We start from the raw sequence: 19,436 nt of genomic DNA, 5'->3' as shown, positions 1-19,436 counted from the left end.
GTGTCCTCAGATTCCCACGGGCACGGACGGGACGCGGTCGTCCGCGAGCAGCGCCGCGGCCCCGATCAGTCCCGAGTCGACGCCCAACGTCGCCGGGAGCACGTCGACCCGGCGCATGAACGCCAGCCCCGCGTAGTCCGCGAGCGGCTGCGTGATGGCGGGTTCGAGCAGGTCCCAGGCCTGCGCGACCCCACCGCCGATGACCACGCGGTCGACCTCGCACAACGCGGAGGCGACCGTGATGACCTGGGCGACCGCCGCGCCGGAACGGCGGAACGCCGCCGCCGCGGTCGGGTCGCCCGCCCTGGCCGACGCGGCGAGCGCGACGCCGTCCGCCGTGCCCCCGAGCGGCTGCCAGCCCTGCTCCAACGCCCAGCGCACCATCGACGGGCCGCTGGCGAAGGCCTCGGAGCAGCCGTTCGCGCCGCAGCCGCACAGCGGGCCGGTCGGGTCGACCACGAAGTGGCCGACGTGGCCCGCGTTGCCGGTGGCGCCGAAGTGCGGCCGGCCGGCGAAGACGAACCCGCCGCCGATGCCGGTGGACACGACCATGCCGAGCAGGCACCCGCTGCCGCGGCCGTTGCCGTGGTGGTACTCGGCCAGCGCCATGCACAGCGCGTCGCCGCCGAGCCGGACCGGCAGGCCGGGCAGCAGCTCGCCGACGCGGGCGGTGATCGGGAAGTCGCGCCAGCCCGGGATGTTGACCGGGCTGATCGTGCCGGTGCGCAGGTCCATCGGCGCGGCCGAGGCGATGCCCGCGCCGAGCACGGTGCGGTCCGGGGCGGCGGCGAGGAGTTCGTCGAGAACTCCCGCGAGGCCGCCCCAGACCGCCTCCGCGTCACCTGCGGGCGTCGCCGTGGTGCGGCGGGCCAGGACGGTGCCGTCGGACTCGACCAACGCCGCGGCGAGCTTGGTGCCGCCGATGTCGATGGCGACCGCGACCGGGTCGAGTGCTTGCCCCATGGGACTTAGTTAAGCGGTTAAGCAAAGTTTCGTCAAGAGGCGTTGACAGCAGCGCTGAAGCGGTTCATCTCACGCCGCGCGGGACGTCAGAGGTGCCGTTCGATCTCGGCCAGCTCGTCGGCCTCGAACGCCAGGTTCGCCGTCGCGGCCACGTTGTCCTCCAGCTGCTTCACGCTGGAGGCGCCGATCAGCGCGGACGTTACGTTGCGCAGCACCCACGCGATCGCCAGCTGCGCCAGCGTCTGCCCGCGCCGCTTCGCGATCTCGTCGAGCGCGCGCACCTTCGCCAGCGTCGCGTCGTCCAAGTTGGACGCCGAGAGGAACGGCGAGGCGCCCGCCGCGCGCGAACCCGCCGGCACGCCGTCGAGGTAGCGGTCGGTCAGCACGCCCTGCGCCAGCGGCGAGAACGCGATGCTGCCCGCGCCGACCTCGGCCAGCACGTCCAGCAGGCCGTCCTCGACCCACCGGTTGAACATCGAGTACGACGGCTGGTGGATCAGCAGCGGCGTGCCCAGCTCGCGCAGCACCCGGGCCGCTTCCGCGGTCTGCTCCGCCGAGTAGTTCGAGATGCCGGCGTACAGCGCCTTGCCCGAGCGGACGACGTGGTCCAGCGCGCCCATCGTCTCCTCGATGGGGGTGTCCGGGTCGGGCCGGTGGTGGTAGAAGATGTCGACGTAGTCCAAGCCCATCCGCGCCAGCGACCGGTCCAATGAGCTGACCAGGTACTTGCGGGAGCCCCACTCGCCGTACGGGCCGTCGAACATGTGGTAGCCGGCCTTGGTGGACACCAGGATCTCGTCGCGGTACGGCCGGAAGTCCGCCGCGAACAGCCGGCCGAAGTTCTCCTCGGCGCTGCCGGGCGGCGGCCCGTAGTTGTTGGCCAGGTCGAAGTGCGTCACGCCGAGGTCGAACGCGCGGCGCAGGATGGCCCGCTGGCCGTCGAGGTGCTTGTCGTGCCCGAAGTTGTGCCACAGGCCGAGCGACACGGCGGGCAGCTTGAGCCCGCTGCGGCCGGACCGGCGGTAGGGCATGGCGTCGTACCGCGACTCGGCGGCGTGGTGGGTCATGGGGATCCTTCTATCGGGTGCTCTCCCGCGCGATGAGCGTGGGCTTGGGCGACCAGCGCTCGGCGACCTCGACGCCCTCGATCAGCTCCAGCACCGACTCGGCGACCGTGACGCCGAACTGGTGCACGTCCACGCTCATCGTGGTCAGGGCGGGTGACGCGAGCCGGCACAGCGACGAGTCGTCCCACGCCACCAGGCTGAGCCGGTCGGGCACGGCGACGCCGAGTTCCTTGGCGACGTTGAGGCCCGCCACGGCCATCACGTCGTTGTCGTAGAGGATCGCGGTCGGCGGCTCCGGGGAGTTGAGCAGCGCGGTGGTGAGCTTCGCCCCCGACTCCTCGGAGTAGTCGCCCTCCAGCACGACGGGCTCGATGCCCGCCTCCGCGCAGCCCTCGAGCAGCGCGGCGGTGCGCGCCCTGGTGTGCAGCAGCGTGGTCGGGCCGCTGACCCGGGCGATGCGCCGGTGCCCGAGGTCGAGCAGGTACGCCAACGCCTCCCGCACGGGGCCCGCGTCGTCGGTGCGCACCGCGGGCACGGCCAGCTCGTCCGGCTCGCCCACGTACAGCGCGGGCAGGCCCATCTCGCGCAGCACCGCCGGCCGGTGGTCGTCCACCGTGCGGTTGACGACCACGACCGCGTCGACCAGGCCGCGCGCCGCCCACCTGCGGTAGGCGGCGATCTCCGCGTCCTCGGCGCCCACGACGTGCAGCAGCACCGACCGGTCGCCCTCGGCGAGCCGCTCCTCGATGCCCGCGATGAACTCCATGAAGAACGGCTCCGCGCCCAGCAGCCGCGCGGGGCGGGCCAGGACCAGGCCGACGGCGCCGGTCGAACCGGTCGTCATGTCCGCACCGCGCACAGGTCGTTGGCCGAGCGCAGCACCAGCGGACCGGTCAGCGCGGCCGGGTCGGCCAGCTCGGCCGCGGTCCGGACCAGGAACGAGTGCGTGCCGCCGGCGGGCAGGGTGACCAGGGTGTCGTCGACGACGGCGTCCTCGGCGACCCGGTCGGCCAGCAGCGCGACGTCACGGGCGAAGGAGGACGCGGTGACGTCCACCCGGTACCCGCCGTCCACCCGCCGCACCTCGGCGGTCAGCGGCGCGGGGTCGTAGGCCAGCTCCAGGTCCTCGCGGAACAGGTGCGCGGTGCGCGCTTCGGCCGTGCTCACCACCAGCACCTCCCCCTTCGGGTCGCCCGGCGTGATCAGTTCGGCCGCCAGGTCGAGCCGCGCCACCGACCTCGCCGGCACGTCGAGCGGGAGTTTAGCCGCCGTGAGCACCTCGCCCGTGAACGTCTGGCGCTCCAGCGCGACGTCGCCGGTCCAGGCCTCGTCGGTGTCGTTGACCGCGATGAGCGCGTCCACCCCGTCACGCGGCTGGACGGTCAGCAGGCGTGGCGCGAAGGCGTGCTTGAGCGCGTAGTACAGCGGCTTGAGCCGCTCCTCGCCGTCGATCGCGGCCCACGAGGTCACCGGCCAGCAGTCGTTGAGCTGCCACACCAGCGCGCCCGCCGTGCGGGGCCAGTGCGAGCGGAAGTGCTCGACGCCGAACGCGACCGCGCGAGCCTGGTTGAGCTGGGTCGCCCAGTGCCAGTCCGGGAACTCCGCCGGCGCGGGCAGGTGCGGCGCGAGGCCGCGGTCGAGCTTGCCGTTGCCGTCCTCGGCCTTCTGGTGCAGCAGGAACGCGGGCGAGGTCGGCGTCATCGGCTCGTCGTGCACCCACTTGGTGAGCGTCGCCCAGGTCGGCGGGCCCTGGAAGCCGAACTCCGAGCAGAACCGCGGGGTGTGGTCGCGGTAGTGGGTGTAGTCGATCCGGTTCCATACCTCCCACTCGTGGCGCGTGCCGTGGGTGTCCTCGTTCGGGTGGAGCTCGCCCGGGCTGTACGGGCTGCCCGGCGAGTAGTGCCGGGTCGGGTCGAGCTCGGCGACGATCTTCGGCAGCAGGTCGGTGTAGAAGCCGAGGCCCCAGGTGCGGCCCTGCAGCTGCTCCGCCCAGCCCCAGTCGGCGAAGCCCCACAGGTTCTCGTTGTTGCCGTTCCACAGCGCCAGGGACGCGTGCGAGGTCAGGCGGGCGACGTTCTCGCGCGCCTCGGCCTCGACCTCTTCCCACAGCGGCGATTCCTCGGCGTACGCGGCGCAGGCGAACAGGAAGTCCTGCCACACCAGCACGCCGCGCTCGTCGCAGACGTCGTAGAAGTCCTCGGTCTCGTAGATGCCGCCGCCCCAGATGCGGAGCATGTTCATGTTGGCGTCGACGGCCTGGTCGACCCGGTGGGCCAGGCGGTCGCGGGTGACGCGGGTGAGGAAGTGGTCGTCCGGGATCCAGTTGGCGCCCTTGGCGAACACCGGCTTGCCGTTGACGACGAACGTGAACGGCGTGCCGACCTCGTCGGGCGTCGTGTCGACGGTGATGGTGCGGAAGCCGACGCGGCGGTCGGCGCGGTCGACGTCCTCGCCGCCGGACTGGAGGATGACGGCCAAGTCGTAGAGGGGGTGGTCGCCGTAGCCCACGGGCCACCACAGTTCGACGTCCGGCACCTCGACGGTCACCACGGCGGAGTCGCCCTCGACCCGGACGCGCTGCTCGACGCCGGCCACGGTCGCGATCGCGGTCAGGTCGGTGTCGCCGGCGCGGTCGACCTCGACGTGCACCTCGACCCGGCCCGTGCCGTCCGCGTCCACCGTGACGAGCGGGCGCACGTGCGCCAGGCGCGCCTCGGTCCAGCGCTCCAGCCGCACCGGCTTCCAGATGCCCGCGGTCTGCAGGTCCGGGCCCCAGTCCCAGCCGAACGAGCAGGCCATCTTGCGCAGGGCGTTCATCGGGTGCGGGTAGGCGCGGTCGCGCCGGCCCAGCTTCTCCTCCTGCTCCTCGGCGTAGGCCAGGGCGGAGTGGAAGGTGACGACGAGGTCGTTCGCGCCGTCCTTGAGGTGCTCGCGCACGTCGAAGCGGTACGAGCGGAACATGTTCGCCGTGTGGCCGAGGACGTGGCCGTTGAGCTCGACCGTGGTGACGGTGTCGAGGCCGTCGAAAGCGATCTCGACCTTCTCGCCGGGCTTCGCGGCCTCGGCCTCGAAGGTCAGCTCGTAGCGCCAGTCGGCGCGGTGCATCCAGGCCAGCTCGGCCTCGTTGGTGTCCAGGTAGGGCTCGGGGATCAGGCCCGCCGCGAGGAGGTCGAGATGAGTGCTGCCGGGCACGGCGGCGGGCACCGAGCGGTCGGCGACGACCGCCGGGATCGGCCCACCCACCGCGCTCAGGCGCCACCCGTCGTGCAAGGTCGTGCGAATCATCGTTCCTCTTTTCGGGCGGTGGCGGTGGGTTTCTGCCGTGTGACGTTCAAGGTATGGCGATTCTTACGCCAGCAACTAAAGTAAGTCAACGAGGTTCACCACCAGAGAGGAAGACCACAAGTGGCAGACGTGACGCACCTGCGGGCCGCGGGTGTGAGCCTGGTGCTCGACTTCTCCGGGAGCACCCTCCCCCGGGTCCGCCATTGGGGCGCTGACCTGGGCGAACTCACCTCGGAGGAGTTGGCCGCGGTGCTGGTCGCGCAGTCTCCGCACCCCATCGGCTTCTCGGTCGACGGCGCGGTGGACGTGGCCGTGCTGCCGGAGCAGTCGGCGGGCTGGCTGGGCACGCCGGGAATCGTCGGCAACCGGGGCGGGCGGGACTTCTCGACCGCGTTCCGCGTGGTGTCGGTGGACGGTCCCGCGGTCCGCGCGGTGGACGAGGTCGCCGGGCTCGGGCTGGAACTGGTCATCGAGCTGACGCCGTCCGGGCTGGTGCGGCAGCGGGCCGTGCTGACCAACACCGGGTCGTCCGACTTCGCCGTGGACGCGGTGAACCTGACCCTGCCCGCGCCGCCGCAGGCGGTCGAGCTCCTGGACTTCACGGGGCGCTGGACGCGGGAGCGCAGCCCGCAGCGCACGGCGTGGAACCACGGCCTGCACGTGCGCGAGAACCGGACCGGTCGGACCGGCTACGACTCGGCGTACCTGCTCGCCGCGGGCACCGCCGGGTTCGGCAACCGCTCGGGCGAGATCTGGGCCGTGCACACGGCCTGGTCGGGCAACCACCGGACGTTCGCCGAGAAGAACTACCACTCCGTGTCCCTGCTCGGGTCGGGTGAGCTGCTGCTGTCCGGCGAGGTCGTGCTGGGGCCCGGCGAGTCGTACACCTCGCCGTGGCAGTACGCGTCGTACGGGCGAGGGCTGGACGAGGTGTCGGCGCGGTTCCACCGGCACCTGCGCTCGCGCGCGTCGCACCCCTCCTCGCCCCGGCCGGTCGTGGTGAACACGTGGGAGGCCGTGTACTTCGACCACGACCTGGGCCGGCTGAAGGCGTTGGCGGACGCCGCCGCGTCGGTCGGCGCGGAGCGGTTCGTGCTGGACGACGGCTGGTTCGGGTCGCGGCGCGACGACCGGCGCGGCCTCGGCGACTGGTACGTCTCCGACGAGGTGTGGCCGGACGGGCTCGGGCCGCTGACCGACCACGTGACCGGGTTGGGCATGCAGTTCGGCATCTGGGTCGAGCCGGAGATGGTCAACCCGGACTCGGAGCTGGCCCGGGCGCACCCGGACTGGATCATGGCGGCGGGCGACCGGCTGCCCGGCACGGCACGGCACCAGCAGGTGCTCGACCTGGCCCGGCCGGAGGCGTTCGCGCACATCCTGGAGCGGCTGGACGCGCTGCTCACCGAGTACCCGGTGTCCTACCTGAAGTGGGACCACAACCGGGACCTGGTGGACGCCGGGCACCGGCCGACCGGCCGGGCGGGGGTGCACGGCCAGACGGCGGCCGTCTACCGGCTGCTGGACGAGCTGCGGCGGCGACACCCCGGCGTGGAGATCGAGTCGTGCTCGTCCGGCGGCGGGCGGGTGGACCTGGAGATCCTGGAGCGCACGGACCGGGTATGGGTGTCGGACTGCATCGACGCGCTGGAGCGGCAGTCGATGCAGCGGTGGACGAACGCGCTGATCCCGTTGGAGCTGATGGGGACGCACGTGGGCTCGGGGACGTCGCACACCACGCACCGGCAGCACCCGATCGACTTCCGGGCGGGCACGGCGCTGTTCGGGCACTTCGGCATCGAGTGGGACCTGACCGCGGCGTCGGAGTCGGACCTGGAGCGGCTGCGGTCGTGGGTGGCCCTGTACAAGGAACTGCGGCCGCTGCTGCACTCCGGCGTGTCGGTGCACGGCGACCACCCGGACCCGGCGATCGAGGTGCACGGGGTGGTGGCGGAGGACGGGTCGGACGCCGTGTTCGCGATCGTCGCGCTGGCCACGTCCCGGCTCTACCCGCCGGGGCCGGTGCGGCTGCCGGGCCTGTCCGCGGACCGGACGTACCACGTGCGCCCGTTGGCGCCCGGCGACGTGCCCGACGGCAACGCCGACAACTGGGGCGTGCGCCTGCCGTGGTGGCAGGACGGCGTGACGCTGCCGGGCCGGGTGCTCGACACGGCGGGCGTGCAGGCTCCCGTGCAGCACCCGGAGCGGTTGGTGCTGGTGCGGGCCACGGCGGTCTAGCGGCGCGTGCCGCGCGACGGCCGTCCGCCTGGGCGGCCGTCGCGGTCGTCGGCTCGGCGGACGCAGGTCTGGTAGCGCTCCCAGAACGTGCGCTACGGTCGGCGGACCGAAGCGTCGGTCCCGGTCGTGAGCGTCACCGGGGCGAGGACCGACCGGACCGCCGGCGGCGCGCCCTCCCGCCCTGACCGACCGGGGAACGACCCAGTGAACCCTCGCACCACGCTGGCCGCCGTCGCGGTCCTGCTCTCGGCCGTCGCCTGCGGCGGGCCCGCCGAGAGCCCCTCCGGCCCGACCTCCGACGGCTCGTCGCGACCGGCCACCGCGCCCGCGGTCGGGCCGTCGCGGGGCGGCCCGCTGGACGGCGCCGACCCGTGCGACCTGCTCACCAAGGCCGAGGCCGAGCAGGTCACCGGCGCGCAGACCGCCGAGCCGGTGGTGGAGCAGCTCGGTTCGGCGCGGGTGTGCAACTTCTCGCCCCGGCAGGCCCTGCTGGGTGTGGGCATCCGGACCACGTCCGGGCTGGACCAGGTCCAGTCGAGCGGCAACGTGGTGCAGGAGCTGGTGATCGGCCGCCACCAGGCCAAGCAGGCCGTGGGCGCGACCGGCAGCTGCGGGATCTTCATCGGCGTCACGGCGTCGTCCCGGGTCGACGTGGTGCTGAACTCGGGCAGCCCGGCCGAGGACCCGTGCCCGATGGCGATGCGGGTCGCCGAACTGGTCGAGCCCCGGCTGCCCTGACGCGATCAGGCGCCCAGCCTCACGACGACCGCCGACGGCGTGGCGCCGCTGTGGGTGGTACGCAGCACCCCTCGTTCCGCGTGCCACTCGAAGGCCCACTCCGGTGACGCCACCGGGAACACCGGGGACACCGCGACGTCCCGGCCGCGCAGGTGCGGCACGGGCAGGTCCGCGGCCGGTGGCGCGTCGGGCAGCCGCCACGCGGTCACGTAGCTGTTCGCCGGCGCGCGCAGCCCCTGCGCCACCCACGCGCCGGCGCGGCCGGTCAGGCCGAGCGGCCAGAACGGGACCGACGTGGCGATCTCCGGCCGCAGTCCCTTGTGGACCGAGACCGCCTCGGCGACCAGAGCCCGTTGCGACGGGTCCATGAGGTCGACCCGGCCGGCCAGGTACAGGCGACCCAGCACGCCGGTGGCCAAGGTGAACGCGGCCTCCGACGGCGTCATCCCCGGCTGCGCGTACGCCCAGTTCCCGGCCTGCTCCGGCAGCACGGACGCGGGCGCGGCGGCGATCGGCGGGTACAGCAACGGGTTCTGCTGGTCCGAAGTCGACTGCAGGTGCAGCCGCGACAGCATCGCGTAGTCCATCCGCATGGCCCCGGACGCGCAGTTCTCCAGCAGCAGCCCCGGGTGCCGGGCCAGCAGCGCGTCCAACCAGGCCAGGTGCGCCCGGTTGTGCCCGAGCAGGCCGTCACCCGGCGCCACCCCGCCGACGTCGGTGCCCGCGCCGGGCATGATGTTGTAGTCCAGCTTGACGTACCCGACGCCGAACTCCTCGACCAGCCGGTCGACCACCTCGTCCACGTGCCGGACCGCGGCCGGGTGCCGGAAGTCCAGGTGGAAGCGGCCGTGCTCGCCCACCCGCGCGCCCTGGCGCTGGAAGAACGCCTCGTCCGGCAACGACCGGGCCAGTGCCGACCGCACGCCGACGACCTCGGGCTCCAGCCAGATGCCGGGCACCATCCCGCGCTCCCGGATCCGGTCGGCGACCTCGCCGAAGCCGTTCGGGAACCGGGTCCGCGACGGCCGCCACTCGCCGACGCTGTCCCACCACTTGCCGTCCTCGTCGTACCACCCGGCGTCGACGCAGAAGTAGTCCGCGCCCACCTCGGCCGCCGCATCGATCAGCGGCAGCAGCTTCTCGGTGGTCGGGTCGCCCATGAGGGTGTTCATGTAGTCGTTGAAGATCACCGGCAGCTCGGGCGCGCGCCGGTTGCGCAACGTCGCCCGCCGCTGCCGCGTCAACGCGCCGATCGCCTCGTCCACGCCGCCGGCGGCGATCGCCACCGACACGGGCACGGTGGTGAAGCCGTCGCCCTCGGACACCACGCGACCCCACTGGTGCTCGCCGTCGCTGGGCCCCAGCAGCGCCAGGTACGCGCCGGCGACGGTCTCCCCCACCTCGAAGTGCCACGCGCCGTTGTGCTCGATCTGCCACGCGAGGGCCCAGCTGTCGTCCCGCGCCACCAGCACGCCGGTCGGCAGGTGCTCGCCCGTGGACCACGAGCTGCGCGAGGTCAGCGCGAACCGGCTGCGCGACGCGTGGTGGTGCACGGTCGGGTCCATCGCCACCAGGCCGGCCTCGCGCAGCGGCGTGCGGTGCCAGCGCGACTCGGCGACCCAGTCGGAGTCGGCGTGCACGAGGTCGACCTCGTCCACCGAACGGCCGCTGTCCACCAGGAACGCCCCGGTGGACAGCGACGTCACGGCCTGGAGGTGGACCGGCTCGCCCTCGACCTCCACCTCGGTCCACGTCCGCACCGCGGGCACGCCGGCGACGCCCTGGAACACCGACGTCACCACCAACCCGCTCACCGGGTCGTGCTGCACGACCCGCAGCTCGTCCGCGGACGCGGTGTGCGAGCGGTGGCGCAGGCGGGCGCCGATCGCGGTGTCGGCGTAGCGGTGGCTGCCGGGGAACCGGCCGTGCCCGATGGCCTGGACCTCGACCAGCGGCACCCCGATCCCCTCGACCGGCCCGTCGGGGCGCAGCGAGAGCAGGCTCACCGGACGGTCGTCCCCGTGCGTGAGCAGCAGCCTGATCGCGCCGGTGGACCAGGTGACCGTCATTTCGCGACTTCCTCCCACGCCCCGGTGTTGTGGTCGTACGCGGCGGCGGCGCCGGCCCGTTCCACGTCCGCCGGGTCGATCTCGACGGCACGGCCGCGCGCCTCGGGGTTCGGCGCGGCGGAGGCGAGGATCTTGGTGTACGGGTGCTGCGGGTTGAGGATCACCTCGTCGGCCGGTCCCCGTTCGACCACGCGCCCCTTGTAGAGCACGAGGATGTCGTCGGAGAAGTGCCGCGCGGTGGCCAGGTCGTGCGTGATGTAGAGGACGGCCAGGTTCTCCTCGCGCTGCAACCGGGCCATCAGGTTCAGCACGCCCAGCCGGATGGAGACGTCCAGCATCGACACCGGTTCGTCGGCCACCACGACCTTCGCGCCCGGCGCCAGCGCCCGCGCGATCGCCACCCGCTGGCGCTGGCCGCCGGACAGCTCGTGCGGTCGCCGCCCGGCGACGTCTCGGCCGGGCAGGGACACGCGCTCCAGCAGCTGCACGACGTCGTCCCAGCCGTGCGGCCGGCCGTGCAGCTTCAACGGCCGCGCCAGGTGGTGCTCGATGGTGTGGAACGGGTTCAGCGACGCGAACGGGTCCTGGAACACCATCTGCACGTTGTCCCGGTACGCGCGTTCGGGCACCTTCGCGCCGTCCGGTCCGGTGAGCGTGATCGCGCCGCCGCTGGGCTTCTCCAGCCGGGCGATCATCCGGGCGATGGTGGACTTGCCCGAGCCGGACTCGCCGACCAGCGCGACCGTGCGGCCGGGCGTGAGGGTGAACGAGACGTTGTCCACCGCGCGCAGCCGCACCCGCCGCAGGCCGACCCGGACGTGGAAGTCCTTGACCAGCTCGCGCGCTTCCAACGTGGTCATCGAACGCCTCCGGACGGGGTGGGCTCGCCGGACCGGTCGACCGGCGTCAGCTGCTCGCCGGAGCGGACGAACGAGCCGCGTTCGCCGGTCAGGCTGGGGAACGAGTCGAGCAGCTGGCGGGTGTAGGGGTGCGCGGGCTGCTCGAACATGTCCTGCGCGGTGGCGTACTCGACGACCTCGCCGTCCTTCATCACGGCGATGCGGTCGGCGAGTTCGAGCAGCAGCGGCAGGTCGTGGGTGATGAACAGGACGGCGAAGCCGATCTCGTCGCGCAGCCGCAGGATCTCGCGCAGGATGCCGCGCTGCACGACGACGTCCAGCGCGGTGGTCGGCTCGTCCATGATCATGACCTGCGGGTCGAGCAGCAGCGCCATGGCGATCATCACGCGCTGCCGCATGCCGCCGGACAGCTCGTGCGGGAAGGAGCTGAGCCGCCGCACGTCGACGCCGACCAGCTTGAGCACCTCCTCGCACTTGGCCTTGCGCTGGGCCTTGGTCATCTCCGGGCGGTGCGTGGTGAGCACGTCGTCGAGCTGCGCCCGGACCGTGATGACGGGGTTGAGCGCGTTCATCGCGCCCTGGAACACCATCGACAGCTTCGACCAGCGGAACGCCCGCAGCTCGCCCGGCGTGAGCGCGAGCACGTCGATGTCGCCGCCCTCGCGGTCGTGGAACGTGACCGAGCCGGTGGTCACCTCGGCGGGCGGCCGGTGCAGCCGGTTGATCGCGTAGGCCAGCGTCGTCTTGCCGCAGCCGGACTCGCCGGCCAGGCCGAGGATCTCACCGCGCCGCAACGTGATCGACACGTCCTTGACCGCGTGCACCGGCTTCTCCACCTGGTACACGACGGACAGGTCGTTCACGGTGAGCACCACGTCGTCGTCCGCGCGCGCCACGGGCTCGGCCGGCCGGTCGGCATCGGCCTCGGCGCGCCGGGGGATGTCGCGCAGCTTCGGGTTGATGATCTCGTCGATGCTGAAGTTGACCAGCGCCAGGCCGCAGCCGAACAGGGCGATGATCAGGCCCGGCGGGACGAACCACCACCACGCCTCGCGTTGCAGCGCGAAGCCGTTCTGGGCGTAGTAGAGCATCGTGCCGAGCGTGGAGGAGTTGGAGGCGCCCAGGCCGAGGAACGACAGGCCGGCCTCGCTGAGGATCGCGTAGATCACCGAGAACACGAACTGCGAGGCCAGCAGCGGCAGCAGGTTCGGCAGGATCTCGACGGTGATGACGCGCCACGGCTTCTCGCCGGAGACCTTGGCCGCGGCCACGTAGTCGCGGTTGCGCAGCGACAGCGTCTGGGCGCGCAGCACCCGTGCCGACGCGGCCCAGCCGGTGATCGCGAGCACCACCGCGATCGTCCACGAGCCGCGCTGGTCGGCGGGCACGAACGCGGAGATGACGATCACCAGCGGCAGGCCGGGGATCACCAGCATCACGTTGGAGAACAGGGAGAAGCCCTCGTCGACGTACCCGCCGATGTAGGCGCCGACGATGCCGAACAGGGCCGACAGGGCGGTCGCCATCACGCCGACCATCAGGCCGATGTAGAGCGAGCCCCTGGTGGCGTACGCGAGCTGCGCCACGATGTCCTGGCCGGTCTGCGTGGTGCCGAGCCAGAACTCGCCGCCCGGCCCGGTCAGGCCCACGTCCCGGATCGCGTTCGGGTCGCCGACCAGGAGCGGGCCGATCAGGCCGATGAACGTGATCAGCCCGATCAGGACCAGGCCGACGCCGAGCTTGGGCGACCAGCGCGGCAGCATGGACCGCCACCCGGCCCGCCCGCGCGGAGCCTCGACGGTGACAGCACTGAGATTCGTCACGGTGTCCGTTCTCCTTCTCAGCCGCTGACGCGGGTGCGCGGGTCGATGACGGCGTAGAGCAGGTCGACCACGAGGTTCGCGCCGAGCACGGCGACCGTGATGACCAGGAAGATGCCCTGCATGAGGGCGTAGTCGTTGTTCTGCACCGCTTGCAGGAGCTTGGACCCGATGCCCGGGTAGGAGAACACCTGCTCGGTGATGATGGAGCCGGCCACCACGAACCCGAGCGAGATGGCGAAACCGGCCACGGACGGCAGCACCGCGTTGCGGGCCGCGTACTTGATCATGATCCGCGAGTCGCGCAGGCCCTTGGCCTTGGCGGTGAGCACGTAGTCCTCGGCGGTGGCGGACACCATCATGTTGCGCATGCCGAGCAGCCAGCCGCCGACCGACGAGATCACGATGGTCAGCGCGGGCAGCGTGCCGTAGTAGATCGCCGAGCCGATGAACTCGGCGTTCCAGCCGGGCGTGAGGATCACGTCGTAGCCGCCTTGCAGCGGGAACCAGCCCCACGCCGAGGACAGCAGCGCGACCAGGATCAGCGCCAGCCAGAAGTACGGCACGGCGGCCAGCACGGTGGTGGCGGGCACCAGGCCGTCGAGCCAGGTGCCGCGCCGCCAGCCGACGAACGCGCCGAGGACGATGCCGAGGGCGAACGACAGGAACGTCGCGATGCCGACGAGCATCAGGGTCCACGGCAGGGCTTCCGAGATGATCTGGGACACCGGCGCGGGGAACGCGCTCACCGATATGCCCAGATCACCCCGGAACATGTTGCCCAGGTACGAGATGTACTGCTGGAAGAGCGACTCGCCGCTGTTCGTGCCGAGCAGCAGCTCGTACGCCCTGCGGGCCGATGGGTCCACGGTTCCGCCGCGTTGCGCGAGCTTCGCCATGAGGATGTCCACCGGGTTGCCCGGCATGAGCCTCGGGATGAAGAAGTTCAGCGTCAGCGCCGCCCAGAGGGCGACCAGGTAGAACGCGAACTTTCGGGCGTAGTACCTCATCGGTCCGCCTATCGCCTCGATCAGTCGTTCACTGGCCGGCCGGCTTGAGCTTCAGGTAGATCTCCGACGCCTCCGGGCGCGCCCAGACCGCCGGGAACGCGTAGAGGTCGTCCTTGGTGGGCCAGCCGGTGAACTTCTTGGCGTTGTACTCGCTGGTCGTGCCGCCGGTCAGGACCGGGATGTACGGGATCGACTCCTCGATCCTGGTCTGGATGGTGTCCAGGAAGGGCCGGCGGGCGGCGTCGTCGGTCGGGTTCACGCCCTTGAGCCCGGCGAGCGCGGCGTCGACCTGAGGGTCGGAGAACCGGGAGAAGTTCGGGTTCGCCACCTCGCCGACCTTGGCCGTGGTCGCGGTGCTGAAGAAGTAGGACGCGTTGTAGAACGGGTCGGGCGCCGGGCCCTGGTGCAGCGAGTCGATCAGCAGCTCGAACTCGCCGCGGCCACGCGCGTCGGACCACTCGTTCCAGGACAGCTGCTGCGCGGTCACCTTGATGCCGACCTTCTGCAGCTGCTGGGACATCGTGTCGACCGCGGTGATGTAGTCGGTCCAGCCGGCGACGACCTTGAGGGTCATGGTCAGCGGCTTGCCGTCCTTGGCGTAGATCCCGTCGCCGCCCTTGGCGTAGCCGGCGGCCTCCAGCAGCTGCGTGGCCTTGGCCTCGTCGGGCTGCATCGGCGCGGTCTTCTCCTTGAGCTTCGAGGAGATCTGGTCCTTGTCGCGCTCCAGCAGCGCGGCGCCCGGGGACACCTCGCTCGCGGTGTTCTCGAACGCGAGCGAGTTGATCTGGGTGCGGTTGAGGGCGTAGTAGATCGCCTTGCGCACGGTCACGTCGGTCTGCGGGCCCTGGCAGCCCAAGGCGGCGTTGGAGCAGGTGAAGAGCGCGACCTGGTTCATCGGGATGGTGATGGCCTTGTAGCCCGGGTAGTTCTTCTCGACGTCGGCGATGTCCGGGACGGGGCCGGTCTGCCAGTCGATCTGGCCGGCCCTCAGCGCGGCCTCGCCGGACTGGTTGCCCGACAGCGCCAGGTAGCGGACCTTCTTCAGGGCCGGCTCACCGGAGTGGTAGTCGGGGTTCGACTTGAGCGTGAACGCCTGGGCCTTGAACTCGTCCAGCATGAACGGGCCGGTGCCGACGGGCTCCTTGATGACGTCGGTCGCGGGGGTCGCGATGTCCTTCCACTTGTGCTCGGGGACCATGAAGATCTTGCCGAGGACCTGCGGGCCCTCCATGTAGGACGGCTCGGTGAACTTGACCGACACGTGCGTGTCGTCGACCGCGGTCGCCGTGCCCTTGTAGCCCGTGCTGTTCATGGTCGGGTTCTTGGAGACCATGTCGAGGGTGAAGACGACGTCCTTGGCGGTGAACTTCTGCCCGTCGGTCCACTTGGCGTCGTCGCGCAGCTCGATGTCGAGCTGGGTGCCGTCGGCGTTCCACTGGAAGCTCTTGCCCAGGCGGGGCCGCGGCTCGACGTCGCGGATGTTGTTGAAGAAGAACAGCGGTTCGAAGATCGTGCCCGGGCCCTCGATCAGGGTGGGCGAGAACGGGTTGAAGTTCAGCTGCCAGTCACCGGCCTGGCCGGTGTAGACGACCAGCGTGTCCTTGTTCGCGTCACTGCCGGCGCTCGATCCACCACACGCGGTCGCCAGCATGGCGACCGCGGCCAGGCCGGCCGCCGCCATGCGCGCCCGTGAGAAGCGCCTTGCCTTCAGGGACATCGTCGATTCCTCTCGTGGCCCGAGACCGGCCGCGGTCCCGCGTTGAGGCAGATTGTTAAGTCATCGAAGAAACGAAGTCAACACCTCGGCGTCATCTGCCGGTCAAGTTGCTACCCTTCGTCCGACGAACGAACTAAGACCAACGCGGGGGACCACGTGAGCGGACCGGCGCGGGCGACGCAGCATGCGAGCAGCAAGTCCGCCGTGCTGGACGTGATCCGGGCGGCGGGCACCATCAGCCGCGTCGGCCTGATCAACGCCACCGGTTTCACCGGCGCCACCATCTCGACGGTCGTCCGCAAGCTCATCGACGAGGGCCTGGTGGTCGAGACCGGGCGGGCCGAGTCGACCGGCGGCAAGCGGCGGGTCCTGCTCCAGCTCAACCACTCCTCCCGGTACGCCGTCGGCGTCCACTTGGACCACGCGGGCATCACGTACGTGCTGACCAATCTCGGCGGATCGGTCGTGGCCCGCATTTCGAGGGCGGGCGCGGGCGCGGCGGAACCGCGGACCGTGGTGGCGCGGATGGCGGCCGAGGTGAAGGGCCTGATCGACGGCGTCGGCGTCGAGCACAACCGCGTGCTGGGCCTCGGCCTGGTCTCCCCCGGACCGCTCAGCTCGGACACCGGCATGGGCCTGACCCCGCCGTCCATGCGCAAGTGGGAGGACTTCCCGCTCGCGCGCGAGCTGGAGCGGGAGACGAGCCTGCCGGTGGTGCTGGACAACGACGCCACGGCGGCGGCGCTGGGCGAGCACTGGTCGGGCGGGATCGGCGGGACGGCGATCTCGGCGGCGTTGTACATGGGCACGGGCATCGGCGCGGGTCTGATCATCAACGGCATCACCTACCGCGGCAGCAGCGGCAACGCCGGGGAGATCGGCCACATCTGCGTGGACGCGGACGGGCCGGAGTGCTGGTGCGGCGCGCGCGGGTGCGTGGAGGTGCTCGCCGGGCCGGCGGCCGTGGTGGCGGCCGCACGGGCGGACGCGGCGCTGGCCGGGTCGGCGGGGCTGACCGGGCGGTCGCGGTCGGTGTCGTCGGACTTCGCGGCGGTGAGCCGGGCGGCGCGCCGGGGCGAGCCGTCGGCGTTGGCGATCCTGGAGCGGTCGGCGCGGTACATCGCGGTGGCGGCGCGGACGTTGGCGAACGTGATGGACCTGGAGGTCCTGGTGCTGACGGGGCCGAGCTTCGCCATCGCCGGTTCGGTCTACCTGCCCGTGGTGCGCGACGAGCTGGACCGCACGTTCTTCTCGCGGGCGGCGCACGGCGTCGACGTGAGGCTGTCCCGTTCGGCCGCCACGGCGTCCGCGATCGGCGGGGCGGCTCTGGTGCTGCAATCCGAGCTCGTGCCGCTCCACGAAGGCCTCAGGCTGCCGGAGAACCTGGCCGACTCGGAGCCCGCCGCGTTGGCGGACTCGGGCGGGTGACCGCGGGGGTCCTGGGCGTTCGACTCGCGGGCCGTGAAGGTTCCTGAGCGTCGGACACGCGGGGCTTGGGCGTTCGACACGCGCGGGGGTCAGGGGCGGGCGGCCCAGAGCAGGCCCCGTTCGACCAGGGTGCGGACCGGGGGCAGGGCCAGGTCGGCCGGGTGGTGGCCGATCGTGCAGGCGAAGACGCGGCCGGCGCCCCAGCGGCGGGTCCACACGGCGGGCACGGTCAGCTGGGTGTGCCACGGCTCGGCGGCGGCGAAGGTCGTGGTCGCGTGCACGTCGTTGAGGCCGTCGGTCAGCACCCAGTACTGCTCGGTCCGCAGGTCGAACCCCTCGAGACCGGCCACGATCGGGTGGGTCGAGGTGATCTCCACCCGGTGGTCCACGAAGCCGCCGGGGTGGTCGACGAACTGGCCACCGACCAACCTCAGGTAGCCGCGGGAGTGGCGGAACGCGTCCACCAGGCCGCCGTGCCACCCGGCCAGCCCCGTCCCACCGCGCACCGCCGCTTCCAGGCACGTGAACTGGTCGTCGGTCAGCACGCCGTCGCTCCAGCACTGGACGACCAAGTCGTACCCGCCGAGGCGCTCGTCGTAGACCTCCAGCGAGTCCGACACGTCCACCGCGAACCCCGACGAGCGCAGGAACGGCAGGAACCCGTCGGTCGCCTCCACCGGCGAGTGCCCGTCCCAGCCACCGCGAACCACCAGTGCCCTCACGACGCCGAACCCTACGGCCTCCGCGGGCGTCCGGACCGGGCCACCAGGCCGACCAGCTGGTTCACCAGGCCCTCCGTCAGCCCTTCCCGCACCAGCTCGCCCGCCGCCGGTCCGCCCAGCTCCCGCATCACCTGCGCCACCGCGTCCGTCGGGTTCGCGTGCGGCCACAGGCCGGCCGTCATGACCAGCACCACGCGGGCGAAGTGCCGCGCCGCCGCCTCGTCCAGCACCGGCACCCCGGCCCGCACGACCTCCGCCAACCGGGTCGTGTGCGCGTGCGCCCGGCGCTTGAACACGCGCGCGAAGTCCACCGAGATGTTGCGCTCCAGCACTCCGGCCATGCCGCTGACCAGCTCGCACAGCAACCGGCGGCGCAGCAGCGAGGTCGCGATCGCGGTCGCCACCTCCTCGGCCTCGGCCGCCGGCGCCACCGCGGCCTCGACCTCGTCCAGCCAGGCGCCCCACTCCCGGTCGAGCAGTTCCAGGAAGATCGCCTCCCGGCTGTCGAAGTACCGCAGCACGTTCGACTTCGCGAGCCCGACCCGGTCGCTCAGCTCGCGCAGGCTGATGTCGGCGACGGACCGCTCCCGCAGCATCGCGGACGCCGTGTCGAGGATCGTGCGTCGCCGCTGCTCCACCTGCTCGGGCCGCCGGGCACGCTGGAACTCCACCGCCGCAGGCTAACAGCCCACCGGTCTTTTGCCTGTCCGGACGACCCACGCGCTTGACCGGCCGCACGCGGGGTAGCCGGCTGGGGTGCAGACGTTCCTGCCGTGCGCGACCTTCGCCCGCAGCGCCGCCGTGCTCGACTCGCGGCGGCTCGGCAAGCAGCGCGTGGAGACCGCCCAGATCCTGCGCGCCCTGGTCTGGCCCGAGTACGGCTGGAAGCGGCACCCGGCGGTGCTGATGTGGCGCGGCTTCACGCCCGCGCTGGTCGCCTACGGCGTGGCCGTGTGCGACGAGTGGCGACGGCGCGGCCACCGCGACGGCCTGCGCGCCGGGTTCCTCGACTACACCGGCGGCCGGGAGCCGACGTGGTCGTGGTGCCTGGCCGAAGGGCTGCTCCCGCCCTGGCTCGGTGACGACGACCTGCACCGCAGCCACCGGTCCGCGCTCCTGCGCAAGGACCCCGACCACTACCGCCCGCTGTTCCCCGACGTCCCGGACGACCTCGACTACGTCTGGCCCGCGCCGGTGTTCCCGCTGGACGTCCCCGACACGCCCGGCCTGGTCGCGTGCCGCGTCGACCGGCCTCCCCTGCCCGACGAGGACCACCCGCCGCCACCGCCGCTCGACCACCGGCCCGGCCCGTCGGTCGCCCGCCCGCCCGGCGAGGCCGACCTGGCGGCCGTGCGCGCCGAGGCGGCCGACCCGCGCCGGGTCCGCTTCTTCCGCCGCGGCCAACGCCTACCGGCCCCGACCAGCCGGTTCACCCTCCGGCTCGACTTCCCGGAAAAAAGTTCGGCCGACGTGTCGATCCGGAGGGGTCCCCGTTCGTCGCGTCAGTAAGACCACGAGA

At 72.1% G+C, this 19,436-nt stretch carries 15 protein-coding genes; 4 read left to right on the top strand and 11 right to left on the bottom strand.

Annotated features, from left to right (window positions below; translation table 11 throughout):
* Positions 1-6: 6 nt before the first annotated feature.
* The 4 genes from AB0I91_RS13455 to AB0I91_RS13440 form a co-directional block, all read right to left on the bottom strand.
* The gene (locus AB0I91_RS13455; RefSeq protein WP_498784670.1) at positions 7-963 is read right to left on the bottom strand and encodes an ROK family protein; all 957 of its coding nucleotides are present in this window, start codon (positions 961-963) and stop codon (positions 7-9) included.
* 86 nt (positions 964-1,049) lie between these two features.
* Complete coding sequence (mgrA, locus tag AB0I91_RS13450) at positions 1,050-2,030, bottom strand: L-glyceraldehyde 3-phosphate reductase (protein ID WP_499636923.1); 981 nt, start codon at positions 2,028-2,030, stop codon at positions 1,050-1,052.
* A gap of 10 nt (positions 2,031-2,040) precedes the next feature.
* Entirely contained in the window at positions 2,041-2,874 is an 834-nt protein-coding gene (locus AB0I91_RS13445) for a LacI family DNA-binding transcriptional regulator (RefSeq protein WP_498784666.1), read from the bottom strand.
* A complete protein-coding gene (locus tag AB0I91_RS13440) occupies positions 2,871-5,315 on the bottom strand; it encodes a glycoside hydrolase family 2 protein (RefSeq protein WP_499636921.1) in 2,445 nt (814 codons plus the stop codon). The genes AB0I91_RS13445 and AB0I91_RS13440 overlap by 4 nt, the downstream gene beginning before the upstream one ends.
* Before the next feature lie 120 nt (positions 5,316-5,435).
* Between AB0I91_RS13440 and AB0I91_RS13435 the strand changes: the two genes are divergently transcribed.
* Positions 5,436-7,553 carry an alpha-galactosidase gene (locus AB0I91_RS13435; protein WP_499636919.1) on the top strand — a complete coding sequence of 706 codons (2,118 nt, stop codon included), beginning with the start codon at positions 5,436-5,438 and terminating at the stop codon, positions 7,551-7,553.
* Positions 7,554-7,757: 204 nt separating this feature from the next.
* A complete protein-coding gene (locus AB0I91_RS13430; RefSeq protein ID WP_498785974.1) occupies positions 7,758-8,291 on the top strand; it encodes a DUF3558 domain-containing protein in 534 nt (177 codons plus the stop codon).
* A 5-nt stretch (positions 8,292-8,296) separates the two neighbouring features.
* Here AB0I91_RS13430 and AB0I91_RS13425 read toward each other — a convergent pair whose 3' ends face one another.
* From AB0I91_RS13425 to AB0I91_RS13405, 5 genes are read right to left on the bottom strand one after another with little or no spacing between them, the layout of a single operon-like run.
* Positions 8,297-10,360 (bottom strand): glycoside hydrolase family 36 protein, encoded by a 2,064-nt coding sequence (locus AB0I91_RS13425; RefSeq protein WP_499636917.1) that lies wholly within the window; start codon positions 10,358-10,360, stop codon positions 8,297-8,299.
* Positions 10,357-11,220 carry an ABC transporter ATP-binding protein gene (locus AB0I91_RS13420; RefSeq protein ID WP_498785970.1) on the bottom strand — a complete coding sequence of 288 codons (864 nt, stop codon included), beginning with the start codon at positions 11,218-11,220 and terminating at the stop codon, positions 10,357-10,359. Before AB0I91_RS13420 ends, AB0I91_RS13425 begins: the two co-directional genes overlap by 4 nt.
* Positions 11,217-13,043, bottom strand: a complete 1,827-nt coding sequence (locus tag AB0I91_RS13415; protein WP_499636915.1) for a dipeptide/oligopeptide/nickel ABC transporter permease/ATP-binding protein — start codon at positions 13,041-13,043, stop codon at positions 11,217-11,219. Before AB0I91_RS13415 ends, AB0I91_RS13420 begins: the two co-directional genes overlap by 4 nt.
* A gap of 17 nt (positions 13,044-13,060) precedes the next feature.
* The gene (locus AB0I91_RS13410; protein WP_498785966.1) at positions 13,061-14,050 is read right to left on the bottom strand and encodes an ABC transporter permease; all 990 of its coding nucleotides are present in this window, start codon (positions 14,048-14,050) and stop codon (positions 13,061-13,063) included.
* Between the two features lie 28 nt (positions 14,051-14,078).
* Complete coding sequence (locus AB0I91_RS13405; protein WP_499636913.1) at positions 14,079-15,767, bottom strand: ABC transporter substrate-binding protein; 1,689 nt, start codon at positions 15,765-15,767, stop codon at positions 14,079-14,081.
* A 156-nt stretch (positions 15,768-15,923) separates the two neighbouring features.
* Between AB0I91_RS13405 and AB0I91_RS13400 the strand changes: the two genes are divergently transcribed.
* Positions 15,924-17,195 (top strand): ROK family transcriptional regulator, encoded by a 1,272-nt coding sequence (locus AB0I91_RS13400; RefSeq protein WP_498785963.1) that lies wholly within the window; start codon positions 15,924-15,926, stop codon positions 17,193-17,195.
* Positions 17,196-17,284: 89 nt separating this feature from the next.
* Here AB0I91_RS13400 and AB0I91_RS13395 read toward each other — a convergent pair whose 3' ends face one another.
* The gene (locus tag AB0I91_RS13395) at positions 17,285-17,917 is read right to left on the bottom strand and encodes a ThuA domain-containing protein (RefSeq protein WP_498785962.1); all 633 of its coding nucleotides are present in this window, start codon (positions 17,915-17,917) and stop codon (positions 17,285-17,287) included.
* Positions 17,918-17,928: 11 nt separating this feature from the next.
* On the bottom strand, positions 17,929-18,588 hold the full coding sequence (locus tag AB0I91_RS13390; protein WP_499636911.1) for a TetR/AcrR family transcriptional regulator: 660 nt from the start codon (positions 18,586-18,588) through the stop codon (positions 17,929-17,931).
* An 85-nt stretch (positions 18,589-18,673) separates the two neighbouring features.
* On the opposite strand from AB0I91_RS13390, the gene AB0I91_RS13385 reads away from it, so the two are divergent.
* On the top strand, positions 18,674-19,426 hold the full coding sequence (locus tag AB0I91_RS13385; RefSeq protein WP_498785959.1) for an MSMEG_6728 family protein: 753 nt from the start codon (positions 18,674-18,676) through the stop codon (positions 19,424-19,426).
* Positions 19,427-19,436 lie beyond the last annotated feature (10 nt).

Origin of the sequence: Actinosynnema sp. NPDC049800, from assembly GCF_040656635.1 — a bacterium.
Taxonomy (GTDB): domain Bacteria; phylum Actinomycetota; class Actinomycetes; order Mycobacteriales; family Pseudonocardiaceae; genus Actinosynnema.
This window is presented reverse-complemented; position numbering and strand designations above follow the sequence as displayed.